This window comes from Cellulomonas sp. 73-92 (assembly GCF_001898175.1).
Taxonomy (GTDB): Bacteria; Actinomycetota; Actinomycetes; order Actinomycetales; family Cellulomonadaceae; genus Cellulomonas.
The window spans coordinates 1-18054 of the sequence record NZ_MKTH01000004.1 but is presented as its reverse complement, the minus strand read 5'-3'; the positions used below and the strand labels follow the sequence as shown (position 1 = coordinate 18054).

Genomic DNA, 18054 nt, shown 5'->3' with positions numbered 1-18054 from the left:
CTAGCCCTTCACCGCCCCGAATGTCATACCGGCGACGACGTAGCGTTGGAAGATGCCGTAGAGCGCCAGCTGCGGGAGCAGCACGAGTGTCGCGGACGCCATCATCGCGCCGTAGTCGACCGTCCAGAAGCCCTGGAACTGCGACACGCCGAGCGAGATGGTCGTCATCGCCGGGTTGTTGATCAACGTGACGGCGAACGGGAACTCGTTCCACACGTAGATGATGTTGAGGATCAGCAGCGTCGCGATGACGGGACGCATCAGCGGGAACACCACGCGCCACGACAGCGTGAACAAGCCGGCGCCGTCGATGATCGCGGCCTCTTCGATCTCGCCTGGGAAGTCGGCGAGGAAGCCGGTGAAGAGCAGCATGTTGAACGGAAGCTGCGTCGCGATGTAGGGCAGGATCAGCGCGGCGTACGTGCCGTACAGACCCAGCTCGATGTTCAGCTTGTACACCGGGAACAGCAGGATGTAGACGGGGATCGCCAGCCCGGCGAGGAAGTAGAAACGCAGGGACTTCTGCAGCCCGGGGCGGCGGAACACCATGCGGGTCAGTGCGTAGGCGGCCGTGAACGAGATGACGACGCCGACGGACACCGACACCACCGCGAGGATCAGGGTGTTCTTGTACATCGTCATCAAGTTCAGCGTCGACATCGCCGTGCTGTAGTTCGCCCAGCTCAGGTGCGAGAAGTTCAGCGGGTCGCGGAGGATGTTGTCGTTGCTCTGGAACGACAGGAGCACCACCCACGCCATCGGCAGGATCAGGACGAAGGTGACCAGGTAGGCGACGATCGCCGCGATCCCGAGCCGACGTCGACGAGGACGTCGCTGCGACGGCGGAGCGTCCGGCCGCACGAGGCGTGGGGCAGTCGTGCTGAGCGTGCTCATGAGGCCCTCCTGCGGCGCATGAACGCCATCTGTGCCACGGTGACGACGACGCCGAGCAGGCTGATGACGACCGCCAGCGCCATGCCGTAGCCGTACTTCTGGTTGGAGAACGTCATCCAGTACGTGTAGCTGACGAGCGTCTCCGACAGATGGACGGGACCGCCGCCGGTCAGCTGGAAGACGAGCTCGAAGATCTTGAAGACACCGGTGACGACGAGCACCGTGGTGATGCCGAACGTCTCCTGCAGCATCGGGACGGTCACGTACCGCAGTCGCTGCCAACCGGTCGCTCCGTCGAGCGAGGCCGCTTCCATCACGTCGTGGGGCAGCATGCGGATTCCCGCGTAGAAGATCGTCATGATGAACCCGACGGTCTGCCAGGTGTAGACCACCCCGATGGACCAGGGACTCAACGTGGTCCCCCCGATCCACACCGGTGGGTGCTGGACGCCGAGGGTGTGCAGCAGCGAGTTCACCAGGCCGATGTGCGGGTCGAGGATGAAGACCCAGATGAGGCCGATGAGAATCGGCGCGATCACGTTCGGGGCGAAGACCATGGCCCGCAGGGCGCCGGCACCCTTGACGCGTCCGCTCAGCAGGTGCGCGAGGAAGAACGCGCCCGGCAGAAGGATGACGAGCGAGACGAGAAGGATGATCCCCGTGTTACGCAGCGACCCCCAGAACAAGGTGTCGCGCACCATCTGCACGTAGTTCTTCCCACCGACCAGCTTCGTGGAGCCGAACGCCTGCGCATTGGTGAAGCTCTGGTACAGCGAGTACCCGATCGGGTACGCGAAGTACAGGCTGTAGACGGCGAACGCGGGAGCGATCATGAGCGCAAGGGCTCGCCGAGTGCTGAGCCACTTCACGTCGGCTCCTCCTGTCCTGTGTGCCCGCTCGGGGCAGGCCGCTGGGCGCGCGCCTGCCCCGAGCGGCGGTTGCTCAGTGGATCGTCTTCTGCACCACGTCGAGGGCCTGGGACGGGGAGTACACGCCCTGGATCACGCCGTAGATGCTGTCGTACATGGCGCTCGAGGTCTCCGCCGACACCACCAGGTCCGGCTGTGCGGCCGGGCTGTGCCAGCCGTCCTGCTGCAGCACCGCCAGGACCGAGGCGAAGACGGGCTGAGCGCTGGCGTCGACCTTCGGCTTGTAGTTCGTGACCGGCGTCTGCGCGTTGTCCACGAGGATCTGCTGGCCGGAGTCGCCGTAGTAGAACGCCATGAACTTCTTGACCGCGTCGAGCTTGGCGGTCGACTTCTTCACCTCAGCGCTGACCACCAGCGGCGCCGACGGCGCGTTCATGTACAGGTTCTGGTCACCGACACCGTCGGAGAACGTCGGACCGGCCCAGAACTTGGTGTTGGCCGCGACCGAGCTCTTCTGGATGTCGCCGGCGGCCCAGACGCCGGAGTCGAGCATCGCGGCGTTGCCGCTGGTGTACTCCTCGACCGCCTGCACGTAGGTCTGGGTGGACACGTTCTTGGAGAACGCGCCGGCCTTCGCCAACTGCTCGATGTGCTGGTAGAGCCGCAGGAAGTCGGCGTTGTTGTAGCTGCTCTTGCCCGAGAGGATGTCCTGGTACTTGTCCTCGTACCCGAACCTGTCGAGCATCGTCAGGAACGCCCACACGCTGTAGGCCGACTTGCTCGCACCCTGCGCGATGGTCGTGACCCCGTTCTTGGACAGCACCTGGGCGACGTTCAGCAGGTCGTCGAAGGTCTTCGGCTCGCTGAGCCCGTACTTCTGCAGGATCGCGGTGTTCACGTACAGGCCCGTCACGAGCGACTGGTAGGGCACGCCGTACTGGGTGCCGTTGCTGGTGTAGCCCGACAGCATCGCCTTCGGGAACTTGTCGGTGAGGGCACCGCTCTGGAGGACCGGACCGAGGTCGAGCAGCTTGCCCTGCTGGGCCATCTGCGAGGCCAGGGAGTTGTAGACCCAGAAGATGTCCGGGAGCGTGCCTGACTGGGCCGCGACCTGCATCGCCTTCTCGTGCTCGTCGACCGTCTGCCCCTCGAGCTTCACCGTGATGTCGGGGTTGGCCTTCTGGAAGGCCTGGACGATCGCGTACGTGGCCGGGTCCTGCTGCTGGACGTTGGGGTTCTGCATCGACAGCGTAATCTGAACCTTGCCGCCGGCCGAGGAGCTGCCGGCACCAGCCGAGCCCGAGCTGCAGGCCGCCAGGCCGAGTGCCGTCAGCGCCGCCAGCGCCACTGCGGCTCCGCGCGGGTGTGCATAGCCCCACCGTCGTCGCTGGTTGTTCATCGTCTGCTCCACTCCTGTCGCACGTCGCTGTACTGGGCCGTCGGTCGATCGGCGACCGAAGGGTCGGGCCGGGCATCCGCACCACGGCCGTGGTCCCCAGGGCTTGCTGTTGGCAGTGCTCGGTGGTTCCACGCCGACCAGGTCACGGTGCTCGACGATGAGCGAGATCGACGCGAAACGTTTGCCTGGTGACCGTAGAGCCGTTCCCGACGCATCGTCAAGTGGCTGGGTCCCCCGGTCTGGTCGCCGCTGCCGAGCTGGTGCTCACGCCACCTGCACAGACACCCGGACTCCCGCGCTGTCGCGTCGGCGGACCAGCGTGAACCCCAGCTCTCGCAGGGGCGCTTGACGCGCGCCGTGCCGGGCACCATGCTGCACCCGACCGACAAACGTTTCGATGCCTGGTGGCCTCGATCACTCGAGGCCCCGTCGCGAGTCGGCGCCTGCCTGACGCAACGAGGCGACGCCGCGGTGTGCCGGACACTGCTGCCCGAGGCACCGAGGATGGGAGAACGACGATGGACCGTGAATCCGGGCCCGCGAAGGGCATCCTGGGAGACCTCACCCGAACCCGGGACGTGCGAACGGCGCGCTCCTCGAGCTGGGACCAGACCGGTCGCAACCGGGACAACTGGCTGATCCGCCCTGGCGAGGAGCGCGTCCTGGCCGACCTCGAGGGGCCGGGGGCGATCACCCACATCTGGATGACGCAGTCGTGCCGGCTCCAACCGGGGCCAGGCCAGATCCCCCCGGACGTCGTCGGCGTGCCGATGCTCGAGATCCACAACGCGCTCGGGGTCAGCTGGGAGGTCGTCGACCCGGACTACTACCGGAAGGTCGTCCTGAAGATCTACTGGGACGACCAGGAGACTCCGAGCGTGATCGCCCCTCTCGGGGACTTCTTCGGGCTGATGAACTCCCTCTCGGGGTCCTACGAGTCGCTGCCGCTGTCCGTGTCGGCGAAGGAGGCCGAGCTGCACACGTTCGGTGGCTCCGCGGCGTTCAACAGCTATTTCCAGATGCCGTTCAACAAGCGGGCGCGAGTCGTCGTGGAGAACCAGAACGACGTGCCCTACCTGCAGTACTTCTACATCGACTACGAGCTGTACCCGCAGCCGCTGGCCGAGGACGTGGCCTACTTCCACGCGCACTACCGGCAGGCGCGTCCGTGCAACGGCTGGGGACCGGACCTGCAGTCCAACGCGATCGAGGTCAACATCCCGGACCTGGACGGGAAGGACAACTACGTCGCGCTCGAGGTCGAGGGCCACGGCCACTACGTCGGCTGCACCCTGGCCGTGCGCCACTTCCAGGGCTCCTGGTGGGGCGAGGGCGACGACATGATCTTCATCGACGACGACACCTGGCCGCCCAGCCTGCACGGCACCGGTATGGAGGACTACTTCGGGCATGCGTGGGGCATGCAGCACAACGCGTACCTGATGAACGGCACGATCGTCCACGAGGAGGACGTGCCCGGCTTCCACCACAGCTACCGGTTCCACATGGTCGACCCGATCCGCTTCACCACGCGCATCAAGGTGTCGTTCGAGCACGGCCACGCCAACCACCTGTCCGACGACTGGGCCTCGGTCGCGTACTGGTACCAGACGCTGCCCACCGCACCGCTGACGATCCCGCCTGTCGAGGATCGCCTGCCGCTGCGTCCGCGCGACGCCGTCGTCACGTCACCCCTGCCGCCGCTCAGCCCGGCGCAGCAGGCGGCCCGAGAGGCGACGGCTGCCCGGATGGAGAAGTTCGTGGCCGAACGCGACCGGGTCCGTGCCGAGCGCGTCCCCGAGATCGACGCCTGGGAAGCAGGCAACGCCGCACAAGCGCGGGACATCCGCGCACGCTTCGACCAGCAGCGCTGAGAGGGACGGACACCGATGAGCAACGACCTGACGCGTCCCCTCCTGCACTTCACGGCAAGGGAGGGGTGGATCAACGACCCGCTCGGGCTGACGTACCACGAGGGCCAGTACCACCTGTTCTTCCAGTTCGTGCCCGGGCAGACCGAGTGGGGCCCGAACCAGCGGTGGGGGCACGCCACCAGTCCCGACGGGCTGCACTGGACGGAGGGGCCTGTCGCCCTCGAGCCGGGTGACGGTGACGACGGCGTGTGGTCCGGCAGCATCGTGCGGCCGGACGGCGAACCGGCCGCGCTGTTCTACACGACAGTCCAGCTGGACGACGTCCAGATCGGCAAGGCCCGCATCGCGCGCCCGGCCGACGCGACGTGGAACACCTGGACCAAGGGTGCCGTCGTCGCGGAGCTGCCCCCGGGCGTGGACGTCGTCGCGTTCCGCGACCCCTACGTGTTCCACGACGGCACCACGTGGCGCATGCTCATGGGCGCCGGTCTGCCTGACGGCACCGCAACCGCTCTGACCTTCGCCTCCGAGGATCTCCAGGAGTGGCGTTACGACGGGTTCCTGGCGGAACGGCATCGCGACGAGACGACGCCGGTCTGGATGGGCGCCGTCTGGGAGTGCCCCCAGCTGTTCCGCCTCGGCGACAAGTGGGTCCTGACCGTGTCGGTGTGGGAGCCGTTCGTCCCCTACTACGAGGGCTACGCGATCGGCACCTACGAGGACGGCCGGTTCACGGCCGAGTCGTGGGGTCGTCTCTCGTACGGGCCGTCCTACTACGCCGGCTCCGCGTTCGAGGACAGGGACGGGGAACGCGGGCTGATCTACTGGCTGCGGGACGTCGACGGCCCTGCCGGGACGTGGGCCAGTGCACACTCGCTGCCGCACCACCTGGCCCTGGCCGGCGATCGTGTCGTCGCATCGCCTCACCCGAGCCTCACCAAGGCCCGGACAGCCGGAAGCACGGACGTCCGCGACTCCTCGGTGGACGCCGGCAGCACGGTCGACGTCACGATGACGCTCGACGGTCCGGGTTCACGGGCCACGCTCACCATCGGCGACGACGCGGTGCGTGTCGTCGCGGCGGCTGCCGAGGTGACCGTGTCCACGTCGGCGGGGACGTTCACCATGCCGATCGACGGAGTGGACGTCCGCGTCGTGCTGGACGGCCCGGTCGTCGAGGTGTTCACCGCCGGTGGAGTGCTCGCCGCCCCGGTCGCCGTTGATCGGGACAACCACGTGACGGTCGAGGGCGGCGCCAGCGCCGACGTGTGGACCCTGTCCTGATCTGCGAATCGTTGGACAGGCGCGCGCTTTGTGGCCGCGCCTGTCCAACGATCTCGCCAGTTCTCCGCGGTCATCGAGAACCGTGTGACTAACTGAGCCCGGCGTCCTTCAGGCGTCGGGCTGAGCCATCGCACCGCGCGGTCCGCGCCCTTCCCCGGGGTCGCCCCTCGCCTCTCACGCCCGCAGCCGGCGGGTAGGCCGCTAGGCCGCACCCGGCCCCCGGCGCGCCTCCCTATCCGCCGGGGGCCAGGTGTGCCCTCGCGCGTGACCGCGTCGCAGAAGGCTCCTGGGATCGACGAGCTCCAACCTGAACTCCTCGAGTCGTCAGTGACCTCGAGGTCCGTCCGACACTGCCAGACATCCCGACGGACGACGCGCTCCGCCCCTCGCCTCAGACGCGCATCGTGGCCGCTGTTCCGCACTCCAGCGCGCCGTGTCCGAACCGTGACGTGACGCGGGTTGACGCCCGGAGACGGACCCCTCTACTTTGTGCGTGAACGTTTTTGCAAAACGTTTGCGCACCTCGACGGTCGCGGTGCGTCCCGACAGGACGAAGGAGTCCCCTCGATGAGGTCGTGGGAAGTTGGATCGCGCCGCCTGGTGCGACGTTCAGTGGTGGCGGGTCTGGCAGCAGCCACCCTCGTCACGGTCGCGGCCTGCGGTGCGGGCGGCACCACCAGCAAGAGCACCTCGTCCGGAACCGCAGCTGCCGGCGGTGCCGGCACGCTGACCGTCCTCGTTGAGGGCGGCGGTCACGGCGAGCTGCAGCCGGTCGCCGACAAGTTCACGCAGGAGACCGGAACCAAGATCACGTTCGTCGAGCTGCCGTACGACGGCCTGTACGACCGGCTCAACAGCGAGCTGTCCTCGGGCAACGTGTCGTTCGACGTCGCGGCGCTCGACGCAGTCTGGCTCACGGCGTTCAAGGACGGTCTGACGCCCATCGACGACCTGTTCACCGACAAGGTGAAGGGCGACATGTTCCCGTCGCTGTTGAAGGAGGCCCAGTCCAACGGGCACTTCATCGGCATGCCGGCGTGGACCAACGCCGAGCTGCTGTTCTATCGCACCGATCTGTTCAACGACGAGTCGAAGAAGGCCGCCTTCAAGGCCAAGTACGGGTACGACCTGGTCGTCCCGACCACCTGGCAGCAGTACCTCGACGTCGCCAAGTTCTTCACCCAGGACAGCGCCGCAGCCAACGGTGGCACGCCCAAGTTGTACGGCACGGACGTCAAGGGCAAGGTCGAGACCGAGTGGCTCGCCACGGTGCTGCAGGCCGGTGACAAGAACGTCGTGCTGGACGACAGCGGCAAGGTGATCATCAACGACGCCGCGCACAAGAAGGCTCTCGACTACTACACGCAGCTGGCGACCAAGGACAAGGTCGCACCGGCCGGCGCCTCCCAGATCGACTGGGCCGCGGCGCAGAACCTGTTCAACCAGGGCGGTCTGGCCATGACCCGCTTCTGGGCGCACGCCTACACCCAGATCCCGAAGGACTCCCCCGTCTACGGCAAGGTCGGCGTCGCCCCCATGCCGGCGGGTGACGGCGGCATCGGCGCCATCCCCGGCGCCTGGTACCTGTCCGTCCCGAAGGCCACGAAGAACTCGGCCGAGGCCAAGAAGTTCATCGAGTTCGCGTACGAGAACAACGCACTGGGGCTGAACACCACTTTGGGCCTCGCGGCGACGAAGTCGGCCCTGCAGAGCGCGGCGGCGCAGGCGGGCCACGAGAACCTCAACCCGCTGATCACGACCCTCGGCGCCAACGGGACTCAGCCGCGGCCTGCCAACGCCAAGTGGCAGCAGATCGTGGACACCGTCCTCGTCCCGATGATCCAGAAGGCCGTTGACGGCAACGGCACCGACAACCAGAAGCTGCTCGACGACGCCAAGAAGCAGATCGAAGGCATCGTCGGCTGAGCGGCCCGGGTGTGGCCGGCGCGCCCTGCAGCGCCGGCCACACCCGCCCCACCACCCGTCCCATCCCCGTAGCGCGGCAACGCCGCCGGCAGAAGGTTCCCTGTGCGTCTCACCGACCGACGCTTCGCCGCACTCCTGATGGTGCCGGCGGCGCTCTTCCTCGCAGCCTTCGTGGCCTGGCCCATCGTGCGGCTGGTCATGAACAGCTTCTACGACATCTCGCCGATCGCCGGAGGTCCGCGCACCTTCGTCGGGCTGGGCAACTACACGACCGCCCTGGCCAGCTCCGGGTTCCGCAGCTCGGCTGTACGGACCCTGGCCTACACCGTTCTCGTCGTGTCTGCGGAGTTCGTGCTCGGGCTGGCCACGGCGCTCCTATTCAGCGCGATCGGCCGTCGGTCGGCGGTGTTCCGGACGATCTTCATGTACCCGCTGATGATCGCGCCGGTCGTGGCAGGTCTGCTGTGGCGGTTCCTGCTGATCGACAACTCCGGCATCGTCAACACCCTGCTGGCCCGCGTCGGCATCCTGCATTCCGCCAGCGACATCGGGTGGCTCTCGAACTCGCGGATCGTGCTGTTCTCCGTGGCGATCCCCGACATCTGGCTCACCACGGCGTTCATGGCCCTCGTCCTGTTCGCCGGTCTGCAGAACATCCCGGGCGACGTCATCGAGGCCGCACGCCTCGACGGCGCCAAGGGGTGGACTCTGCTGCGGCGCATCATCGTGCCGCTGCTCCGACCGGTGATCGCGGTGACCCTCATCGTCCGCGGCATCGACGCGGCCAAGGCGTTCGACATCATCCTGATCCAGACCGGCGGTGGACCTGAGAACGCGTCACAGACCCTGAGCCTGCTGATCTACCGGACCATGGTCCGGTTCGGCGAGCCCGGTCTGGCCAGCGCCATGGCGACCATGTACCTGCTGGTCATGCTGGCCGTCGCGGTCGCAGCGGTCGTGACCATCTGGCGGCCGGGGGCCGACGCATGAACGGCCTCGAGATCCGCCGACCCGCCACCCGGACCCTGCTGTGGGCACTTCTCGTCACAGTGGTCGTGCTCTACGCCTTCCCCTTCCTCTACCTGCTCCTGACGTCGTTCAAGCCCCCGCTCGAGACGCTTGCTGTCCCGCCGACGGTCCTGCCGTCGCGCTGGACCACCGCCAACTACGCGGCGGTGTGGGCGTCCCACGGGGTGCCGGCGTCCTTCATCAACAGCATCTCCACCGCCACCATCAGCACCCTGCTCTCGCTGGTGCTGGCAGTACCCGCCGCCTACGCGATCACCAGGTTCCGCACCAGGGCCGGCCGCTTCTTCGTGATGCTGGCGCTCGTCACCCGGATGGTTCCACCGGTGGCGGTCGGCATCCCGCTGAGCTCGACGATCAGCAGCCTGCACCTTCTCGACACGCCGACAGGACTGGCGATCGCCCACACGACGATCTCCCTGCCGCTGTCGATCTGGCTGATGTCCAGCTTCTTCGAGGCCGTTCCGGACGAGCTGGACGAGGCGGCCAAGGTCGACGGCTGCTCACGGCTCGGAGCGTTGTGGCGCGTGGTGATCCCCGTGGTGTCCGGCGGGATGGCCGTGACCGCGATCTTCGCCTTCCTCGCCTCGTGGAACGAGTTCCTCTTCGCGCTGCTCCTGACCAGCGTCCGCGCACAGACCACACCGCTGGCGATCGCGAACTTCCAGACCCAGTTCGGCCTCGACTGGGGGTCGATGACGGCGCTGGCAGCCCTCTACTCCATCCCCGTGATCCTCCTGACGCTCCTGCTCCAGCGGCACATCGTCGCCGGCCTCACGCTCGGGGCCGTGAAGGGATGACCGCGACGCCGGCACGACTTCGACCCTCGAGCACTTCCCGTCCGACGGCGGTGGTGGCACGACCCGAGCAAGCAGGGCACCAGGAGGAACAGCGCATGGCCAGCAACAACCGCTACGACGTCACGTCGTGGCCGGTGGGCGACCCTCACGAGGACCTCGGCGAGGTGATCAACAGCATCCTCGCCGACATCAAGCACAGGCAGACCGCCACGGATCTGAACGACGGCGGCAAGCCCGGCGCCGTCATCTACCTCCCGCCGGGCGACTACCACCTCCGCACGCAGGTGCACATCGACATCAGCTACCTGCGGATCGAAGGCTCCGGGCACGGCTTCACCTCGTCCAGCATCCGCTTCAACGTCCCCGAGAACGAGTGGTCCCAGCTGCACGAGCTGTGGCCCGGCGGGAGCCGCGTGCTGGTCGACCTGCCTCCGAACAGCGGTGCCGACCAGTCGGTCGCCGCCGCGTTCCGGGTGGAACGTGACGGCAGCCCTCGGATCAGCTCCGTCGAGTTCTCCAACTTCTGCATCGACGGCCTGCACTTCGAGCCGGACGGTTCCGACCTGCACCCGGAGAACACCTACCGGAACGGGAAGACCGGCATCCTGATCGCGAGCGCCAACGACTCGGTCCGCATCACGGGGATGGGGCTGGTGTACCTGGAGCACGGCGTGACGGTGTGGCATGCCGATGCTCTGTCCATCCACGACAACTTCATCGCCGAGTGCGGCAGCTGCATCGAGCTGCGCGGCTGGGGCCAGGCCTCGAAGATCACCGACAACCTCATCGGGGCGGGCTTTCGGGGGCGCTCGATCTTCGCGGAGCACCATGGTGGGCTGCTCATCGCCGCGAACAACGTATTCCCCCGCGGGGCCAGCAGCGTCGAGCTCGCAGGGGTGACGCGGTCGAGCATCACCAGCAACCGGCTGCACTCCTTCTACCCCGGGATGGTGACCCTCACCGCGGCCTCCTCGGAGAACCTGGTGGCCTCCAACCACTTCCTCCGCGACAACGAACCGTGGGCGCCGTTCCTCGGGATCGACAACGGGCTGGATGACACCACCGGCCTGCTGCGGATCGAGGGCAGCGGCAACTCCGTGATCGGCAACCACTTCTCCGAGATCGTCGACGCCACGAGGATCAGCCCCGCCAGCGCGACGCCCGTCATCATGCGTGTCGCCTCGGGGAGCGGTAACTACCTGGCCAACAACCACGTGGTTGCCAGCGACGTCCGGGCCGGCACGGGCGACTCCGCGTACGCGGCACAGGTCGACGCTCTCCTGACCGCGGCGTCATCGAGACAGCTGCCGGTGACCACTGTTCTGGTCGACGGCGCATCGTTCGGCAACACGGTCCTCGACTCGGGTGACGAGACACAGGTGGATCTCGACCGGGCGACCAACGCGTTCAGACCGACACCGACCCTTGGCGGCTTGGTCAGATGAGCACCCGAGGAGTGAGCCCCTTTGGCGAACGTTTTGCAACCGTGCCGATGTGCCGGGCCGTGCCGTCGGACCGCGCTGCTGTCAGCCGCGCCGTGAGCCATTCGCAGCCGGTTCGACCCGCATAACCTACGTGTGCTGCGTGCCCCACGTGCGCAGCGCCAGCCGTGAGGAGTATCAGCGAAGTGGCTCGACGAGTCGGCATCAAGGACGTTGCCCAAGAGGCGGGCGTCTCCCTCACGACGGTCTCGCATGCCCTGAACGACTCGCTGAACGGCCGGGTCAACGCCGAGACCCGCGAGCGGATCAAGGAGGTCGCCCGGCGGCTGAACTACCACCCGAACCGGTTGGCCCGCGGGCTGCGTACCAACAGCTCGGGGATGATCGGACTGCTGACCGAGGAGATCGCCACCACTCCGCACGCCGGCCGGATCATCCTCGGCGCGCAGGAAGCCGCCAGCCGGCACAACCTGACGCTGGCGATCATCAACGCCGCCCTGCAGGCCGATGCCGACGAACGCCGGAACGACGTGGTCGCCCTCCTCGACCGCCACGTCGACGGCATCATCTACGCGACCGTCTACCACGACACGGTGACCCCGCCGCAGGAGCTGCTGTCGGTGCCGGCGGTGCTCATCGGTGCGACCGACCGGACCGGGAAGCTGCCGTCTGTGGTGCCGGACGAGCGACAGGGCGCCGCGGACGCGGTGCGTGACCTGCTGGCCGTCGGCCACAGACGCATTGCCTTCCTCAACGGTTGCGAGGACGTCCCCGCGACCCGCGGGCGACTACTTGGCTACCACGACGCCATGGCGGAAGCCGGTGTCCCGGTTGACCCCAGGTTGCAGGCCGAAGTGGAGTCAGAGGCACGCGGTGGGTACGCCGGAACGATGCGTCTGCTCGAGCAGGGTGGGGACCCGACCGCGATTTTCGCCTACAACGACCGGATGGCGATGGGCGTGTACCGCGCTCTCGCGGAGCGGCGCCGGCGGATCCCTCAGGACGTGTCCGTCATCGGCTTCGACGACCAAGCACCGATCCCCGAAAGCCTGTTCCCAGGGCTGACCACCGTGGCGCTTCCGCACTACGAGATGGGTGCCTGGGCCGTCGAGACCCTCGCCACGCTGCTCGGGGACGAGGCAGCCACCGCAGACTCCGTGCTGATGCCCTGCCGCACGGTCCAGCGCGAGTCGATCGCCAAGCCGCACAAGACGCGGGCGCGGACTGGCACCGCCGCGTCCTGAAGGCTGCCAGCGCGCACCCGTCCGCTACTCCCCTGTGTTTCTCGGGTTCTCCTTTAGTAGAGGTGACTGCATGCCGAACGGCGTCGATGTCAACGTGCTAGGCGAATGTGTCGCGGACACCATTCGATACAGCGCCCAGCACGAAGTGACCTACCCCGGCGGGAGCGCTGCGAACGTCGCGGTCGGGTTGGCCCGACTTGGCCGACGCGTCGACTTCGCCACCTGCCTGGGGGACGACGAGCACGGACAGCTGATGCGTGCGCACCTCGCACGCGAGCACGTGCGCGTAATCAACGTCGCGGCGGAGGGCACTCCGACGCCCTCGGCGGTCGCGGTGCTCGACGAGAGTGGTGCGGCCGCCTACGAGTTCTCGGTCACGTGGGCAGCAGGACCGAATCTGCCGGCACCGCGAGGCTCGCATCTGCACCTCGGCTCGTTCCCCGTCTTCTTGTCTTCGGCCCCTGCTGAGCTGGACGCTCTGCTGCTGTCCGTTCGGGACCACAGCTCGGTCAGCCTGGATCCGAACGTCCGCCCCGAGCTGATGGGTGACCCGCACCGCTCACGCGAGCGGCTGGAGAGCGTCCTTAGGTTCGTCGACGTGGTCAAGGCCAGCGACGAGGACATCGCCTGGCTGTACGACGGGGCCGACGCCGAGTCGGTCGCGCGAGGCTGGCTGGAGGCCGGTCCAGGCCTGGCTGTCGTCACGATGGGCGCCAACGGGTGCTTCGCGGTGAGCCAGCACGGCACGTGCCGTGTGCCGCCGGTTCGCGTGGACGTGGTCGACACGGTGGGCGCCGGCGACACGCTGATGGCGGCTCTCATCGACGGCTTGATGGATGCCCGCACTCTCGGGCCACGGTCCAGCCACCGTCTTGCGGGACTGGACGCGGACGAGCTGCGGAAGGTCCTCGCTCGCGCTGGTCGCGCCGCGGCGATCAACGTCTCGAGGGCAGGAGCCAACCCACCGTCCAAGGAAGAGCTCGACGGCTGACGCCCGCTGCCGTGCGCGACCGTCTGCGGGCGTCAGCCGTACGGGACTAGCGGCGCCGACTGACTTCCCGCACCTCGACGCGAGACAGCGGCGAGGTGGCCAACAGCCGTTCGCAGAAGGTGATGGTCCCGTCGGCCGCGAACACTTCGACGACGGATCCGTCGACGATGATCGTGACGTCGATCTCCTCACTCGCGGCAAGGGGAGCAGTCGCCGCCACGGCCGTTGCCGCCGGAGGCATCGCTCCGCAACCGCTCCGGTCGAGGCTCAGCGTTCCCGCGTCACCATCGACCGTCAGAACGACAGTCTGCTGATCACGGTCGTCGAGAAGCCTGACGGACGCTGACGTGCCGTGCCCGCACGGCAGCCTCAGGTGCGTCACGGCCGGGCCGCCGCCCTCTTGTCCGCCCAGGACCGGCTGTTGCCTCAGTCGGCGAACTCCGTCCGTGCCGGTGACGACGTCGAGCTGGCGGACGAGGGACATGGCTCCACGCCACGGCGCGGAGGGCAGGTCGCGGGCGTACTGCCATGAGTCCGCCCATGCGATCGTCAACGCCCGGCCGTCCGGAACTCCTCCCCACGCGACGGCGGCGTAGTAGTCGTGGCCGTAGTCGAGCCAACGAGGCGACGCGTCGCCGTCGGGGACGAACGTGTATCCGTCGAAGTCCCCCAGGACGTACTGGCTCGCGGATCCACCGGTGGGGCCACCGGGGTTGACCGACAGCATCAGTACCCACGCCCGGTCGCCGTCCGCAGTCGGGACCGTGAGCAGAGCCGGGCACTCCCACAGCGCCGCGGTAGTCCAGGCCGGCCCCACTGTCGACGAGAACGCCCACGAGCGCAGATCACGCGAGGTGTAGAGGGACAGCCGGTGGTCGACGGACTCGGCGACGACCATCACCCAGTGGTCCTCGTGCCAGAAGACGTAGGGGTCACGAAAGTCCGTCGCGCCGACGTCGAGCACGGGGTTGCCCTCGTAGCGCCGCCAGGTGAGCCCGTCGTCGTTGCTGATGGCGAGGGATTGGGCCTGCACGCCAGCACGCGGAGACGGAGAGCGGTAGGCGCTCGTGTAGACGGCCACCATGGCACCGGCGCCGAAGCCGGCGGTGTCATTGGTGTCGACGACTGCGCTGCCGGAGAACACCATCTCGTCCGGAAGAGCCGGGATGGCGGTGCCGAGGTCGGTCCAGTGCACGAGGTCCGTGGAGGTCGCGTGACCCCACGACATCTCGCCCCACTCGGGACCGAACGGGTTGGACTGGAAGAACAGGTGGTAGGTGCCGTCGTGGAAGACGAGCCCGTTGGGGTCGTTGAGCCAGCGGTCGGCGGTGGTGAAGTGCCAGGACGGTCGCAGAACGGTGCTCACATCAACCCTTCACACCGGAGGACGCGATCGACCCGATGAACGCCTTCTGGAAGGCGAGGAACAGTGCCAGCACGGGAAGGGTGATCATCGACGCGTACGCCATGACCTGGCCCCACGAGACGTTCAGCTGGAAGAAGTACTGGATGCCGAGCATCACGGGCCGCAGCTCCTCGGACTGCACCACCATCAGCGGCCACAGGTAGGAGTTCCAAGCCGGCAGGAAGGTCAGGATCGCAACTGTGGCGATCGCAGGCCCGGACAGCGGCATGACGACGTTGCGGTAGATCCGGAACCACCCGGCCCCGTCCATCCGGGCCGCCTCGTCCAGCTCCTTCGGGATCGACGTGAAGTACTGGTAGAAGAGGTAGACCGAGAACGCGTTGGCCACGAACGGGATGATCTGCACCTGGTAGGTGTCCAGCCAGCCGGTCGTCAGCTGCAGGTGGAAGCCGTTCATCGTCAGCCACGGCAGCTTGTTCACCCACCACACCAGAGGCAGGGCAAGAGTCTCGAACGGCAGGATCAACGTCGCGATGATCCCGGTGAGCACGAGCTGCTTGCCCCGCCACTGCAGCCGCGCAAGGGCGAAGGCGGCCAGGGAGTTGACGAGCAGACCCAGCATGACCGTGACCACGGAGATGCCGATCGAGTTCATCAGGAACCGGGCGAACGGCACTCTGGCGAACACGGCGCTGTAGTTGGCGAACGAGACATGGCCCAGCGGCACGAACGCCCGCCACGAGCGCAGGTCGGCGAAGATCTGCAGGTCGGGCTTGAGTGAGGACACGAAGAGGAACAGCAGCGGGCCGGCGAAGAGCAGGGCGAGCAGGATTCGTCCTGTCTGGACGAGCCAGCCGGTGCGCCGGCGGTGCGCGGAACGGCCCGCGCGAGGCGGGTTCTCGACGACGGTGCTCATGGTCAGTCCTTCTCGCGAGTGAGGAACCGCTGCACGCCCGACACGATCAGGACGAGCACGAAGAAGACGAGGGAGATCGCGGAGGCGTAGCCGGTGGCCAGCTGCTGGTACCCGGTGCGCACCGCCATGTAGACGACGGTCGTCGTCGAGTCCAACGGGCCGCCCTGCGTCATCACGCTGATCTGCGTGAACAGCGACAGCGCTGCGATGGTGATGGTGATGAGGATGAACGTGCGGGTGGCGAGCAGGCTCGGCCAGGTGATGTACCGAAACCGCTTCCAGCCGACCGCACCGTCCAGATCCCCGGCTTCGTAGAGCTCAGCAGGGATGGTCTGAAGGCCGGACAGCCAGATGATCATGTGGAAGCCGACGGCCTGCCAGATCGACATCACGATGATGGCCGGCATGGCGGTGCGCGGGTCGTTGAGCCAGTCGATCGGTGCATAGCTGGGGTGCACGGCGCTGATCAGCGCGTTGAGCAGACCGTCCTTCTGGTACAGGAACCGCCACAGCAGCGAGACCACGACCATCGAGGTCACCACCGGCACGAAGTAGACGGTCCGGAAGAAGTTCGTCCCTCGCACCTTCGCGTTGACGAGCAGCGCCAGCACGAGTGCCAGACCGGCTTGGATCGGTACCACCACGATGGCGAAGTAGAAGGTGTTGCGGAGCGAGGCCCAGAAGACCGGGTCGGAGAACAGGTTGGCGAAGTTGTGCAGCCCGACGAACGTCGCCGGTCGTGGCGAGATCAGGCGGGCGTTGGTGAACGCGAGCACGAAGGCGAGGATCACCGGCACGACGATGAACAGGATGAGCAGCGCTACAGCAGGCCCGGCCATCCACAGGGCGGTCAGTCCTTCGTGGCGTCGTGCCGCGTGCCTTGCTGCCGGGACGTCCCGCGGCGCGCGGACGGCTCGTGCCCGAGCTGGGGAGATGACGGTCATGACAGACCTCCGGATGGGTCGCGCGGGCCGGCCGTCGCGAGGATCGTCTTGGGGTCACCGCCGGAGAGGATGTCCTGCGTGGCCTTCTGGTACACCGAGGTGATGAACGGGTAGGCCGGCGTCACCGGGCGGACCACCGCGTACTTCTGGGCGAACGTGCGGAAGATCTCCGATGCACCGCCCGTGGCGTACTCCGGCATCGTGGCCGCCGCCGCGTCCGTGGCCGGGATGGTGCCCGTCGCCTTGGCCAATGCCGCGACGTACTTCGTCTGGTGGCTGAACTTCAGGTATGCCTGGGCACCCGCCGTGTTGTCGCACTGGGCGGTGATCGCCCACTGCCAGGAACCGCCGCCGACCTTCGGCCCCTGGCCCAGGTCCACCGGCGGGATGACCAGGGCGTCGTCACCGAACGCCTTCGTCACGGTCGCGTCGGCCCAGCTGCCGGAGTACAGGATCGCCGACTTGCCGTTCGCGAAGTCGGCGGTCGGGTCCGCGCCGGACTTGGCGGACATGTAGCCGTCCTTGACCAGGCCCTGCATCCAGCTGGCCCAGTCGATCGCCTGGGCACCGTTGAGCACGCCGTCAGCCTTCTTGTAGCTGCTCCGGTCGATCAGGTCGCCACCCGCGGACTGCAGGAAGGGCGAGTAGGCGTAGGTGATCCACTCCCCCGTGCCGCCGGTGCCCAGGTCGAGCGCGTAGGGGTACTTCCCGGTCGCCTTCAGCTTGGCCAGCACGTCCGCGAACTCGCTCTTGGTCCACGGCTGGGCGACCGTGGGCACCCGCGCCCCGACCGACTGCAGGATCGACTTGCGGGTGTAGAAGGCCAGGGCCACGTCGTAGTGGCCGAACGAGTAGACCTTGTCGTTCACCTTGCCCACCGTGCTGGCGAGCTGGCCGCTCCACTCGCTGTCAGGAAGGCCCAGCGGCTTGATGTAGCCCGCCCACGCCCAGTTGGGCACGTTGGGCGAGTCGATGTCCACGATGCACGGCAGCTTCTTCGCCGAGGCCGCCGCGACGACAGCGTCGTTGTACGACGCCTGCGGGAACGACTGGAGCTTGACCGTGTACTGCGACTGGCT

15 protein-coding genes are annotated in these 18054 nt (G+C 67.5%); 8 read left to right on the top strand and 7 right to left on the bottom strand.

Annotated elements, in window-relative coordinates; all coding sequences use genetic code 11:
• The 3 genes from BGO37_RS01145 to BGO37_RS01135 all read right to left on the bottom strand — a co-directional run bounded on the left by BGO37_RS01145 (position 1) and on the right by BGO37_RS01135 (position 3162).
• The gene (locus BGO37_RS01145) at positions 1-894 is read right to left on the bottom strand and encodes a carbohydrate ABC transporter permease (RefSeq protein WP_291751334.1); all 894 of its coding nucleotides are present in this window, start codon (positions 892-894) and stop codon (positions 1-3) included.
• Positions 891-1763, bottom strand: coding sequence for a carbohydrate ABC transporter permease (locus BGO37_RS01140; protein ID WP_291751333.1), 873 nt, complete (start codon positions 1761-1763; stop codon positions 891-893). The genes BGO37_RS01145 and BGO37_RS01140 overlap by 4 nt, the downstream gene beginning before the upstream one ends.
• Positions 1764-1836: 73 nt before the next feature.
• Entirely contained in the window at positions 1837-3162 is a 1326-nt protein-coding gene (locus BGO37_RS01135; RefSeq protein WP_291751330.1) for an ABC transporter substrate-binding protein, read from the bottom strand.
• A gap of 518 nt (positions 3163-3680) precedes the next feature.
• Here BGO37_RS01135 and BGO37_RS01130 point away from each other — a divergent pair.
• The 8 genes from BGO37_RS01130 to BGO37_RS01095 all read left to right on the top strand — a co-directional run bounded on the left by BGO37_RS01130 (position 3681) and on the right by BGO37_RS01095 (position 13749).
• Positions 3681-5036, top strand: a complete 1356-nt coding sequence (locus BGO37_RS01130; protein ID WP_291751328.1) for a glycoside hydrolase family 172 protein — start codon at positions 3681-3683, stop codon at positions 5034-5036.
• Between the two features lie 15 nt (positions 5037-5051).
• Entirely contained in the window at positions 5052-6320 is a 1269-nt protein-coding gene (locus BGO37_RS01125) for a glycoside hydrolase family 32 protein (RefSeq protein ID WP_291751326.1), read from the top strand.
• 600 nt (positions 6321-6920) lie between these two features.
• Positions 6921-8246 carry a sugar ABC transporter substrate-binding protein gene (locus BGO37_RS01120; protein WP_291751325.1) on the top strand — a complete coding sequence of 442 codons (1326 nt, stop codon included), beginning with the start codon at positions 6921-6923 and terminating at the stop codon, positions 8244-8246.
• 102 nt (positions 8247-8348) lie between these two features.
• Positions 8349-9236 carry a carbohydrate ABC transporter permease gene (locus BGO37_RS01115; RefSeq protein WP_291751324.1) on the top strand — a complete coding sequence of 296 codons (888 nt, stop codon included), beginning with the start codon at positions 8349-8351 and terminating at the stop codon, positions 9234-9236.
• Complete coding sequence (locus BGO37_RS01110) at positions 9233-10072, top strand: carbohydrate ABC transporter permease (RefSeq protein ID WP_291751322.1); 840 nt, start codon at positions 9233-9235, stop codon at positions 10070-10072. The genes BGO37_RS01115 and BGO37_RS01110 overlap by 4 nt, the downstream gene beginning before the upstream one ends.
• A 95-nt stretch (positions 10073-10167) precedes the next feature.
• The gene (locus tag BGO37_RS01105; RefSeq protein ID WP_291751319.1) at positions 10168-11517 is read left to right on the top strand and encodes a NosD domain-containing protein; all 1350 of its coding nucleotides are present in this window, start codon (positions 10168-10170) and stop codon (positions 11515-11517) included.
• Between the two features lie 164 nt (positions 11518-11681).
• Positions 11682-12758: a LacI family DNA-binding transcriptional regulator gene (locus BGO37_RS01100; protein ID WP_291751317.1), complete on the top strand. Its 1077-nt coding sequence runs from the start codon at positions 11682-11684 to the stop codon at positions 12756-12758.
• Positions 12759-12828: 70 nt separating this feature from the next.
• Positions 12829-13749: a carbohydrate kinase family protein gene (locus BGO37_RS01095; RefSeq protein WP_291751315.1), complete on the top strand. Its 921-nt coding sequence runs from the start codon at positions 12829-12831 to the stop codon at positions 13747-13749.
• 46 nt (positions 13750-13795) lie between these two features.
• On the opposite strand, the gene BGO37_RS01090 is transcribed toward BGO37_RS01095, so the two are convergent.
• The 4 genes from BGO37_RS01090 to BGO37_RS01075 form a co-directional block, all read right to left on the bottom strand.
• Positions 13796-15115 carry a glycoside hydrolase family 32 protein gene (locus tag BGO37_RS01090; protein WP_291751313.1) on the bottom strand — a complete coding sequence of 440 codons (1320 nt, stop codon included), beginning with the start codon at positions 15113-15115 and terminating at the stop codon, positions 13796-13798.
• A 1-nt stretch (position 15116) separates the two neighbouring features.
• Positions 15117-16031, bottom strand: coding sequence for a carbohydrate ABC transporter permease (locus BGO37_RS01085; protein ID WP_291751310.1), 915 nt, complete (start codon positions 16029-16031; stop codon positions 15117-15119).
• Between the two features lie 2 nt (positions 16032-16033).
• Complete coding sequence (locus tag BGO37_RS01080; protein ID WP_291751308.1) at positions 16034-16870, bottom strand: carbohydrate ABC transporter permease; 837 nt, start codon at positions 16868-16870, stop codon at positions 16034-16036.
• Between the two features lie 101 nt (positions 16871-16971).
• Positions 16972-18054 (bottom strand): extracellular solute-binding protein (locus BGO37_RS01075; protein WP_291751306.1); only part of this gene is annotated, 1083 nt, incomplete at its 5' end.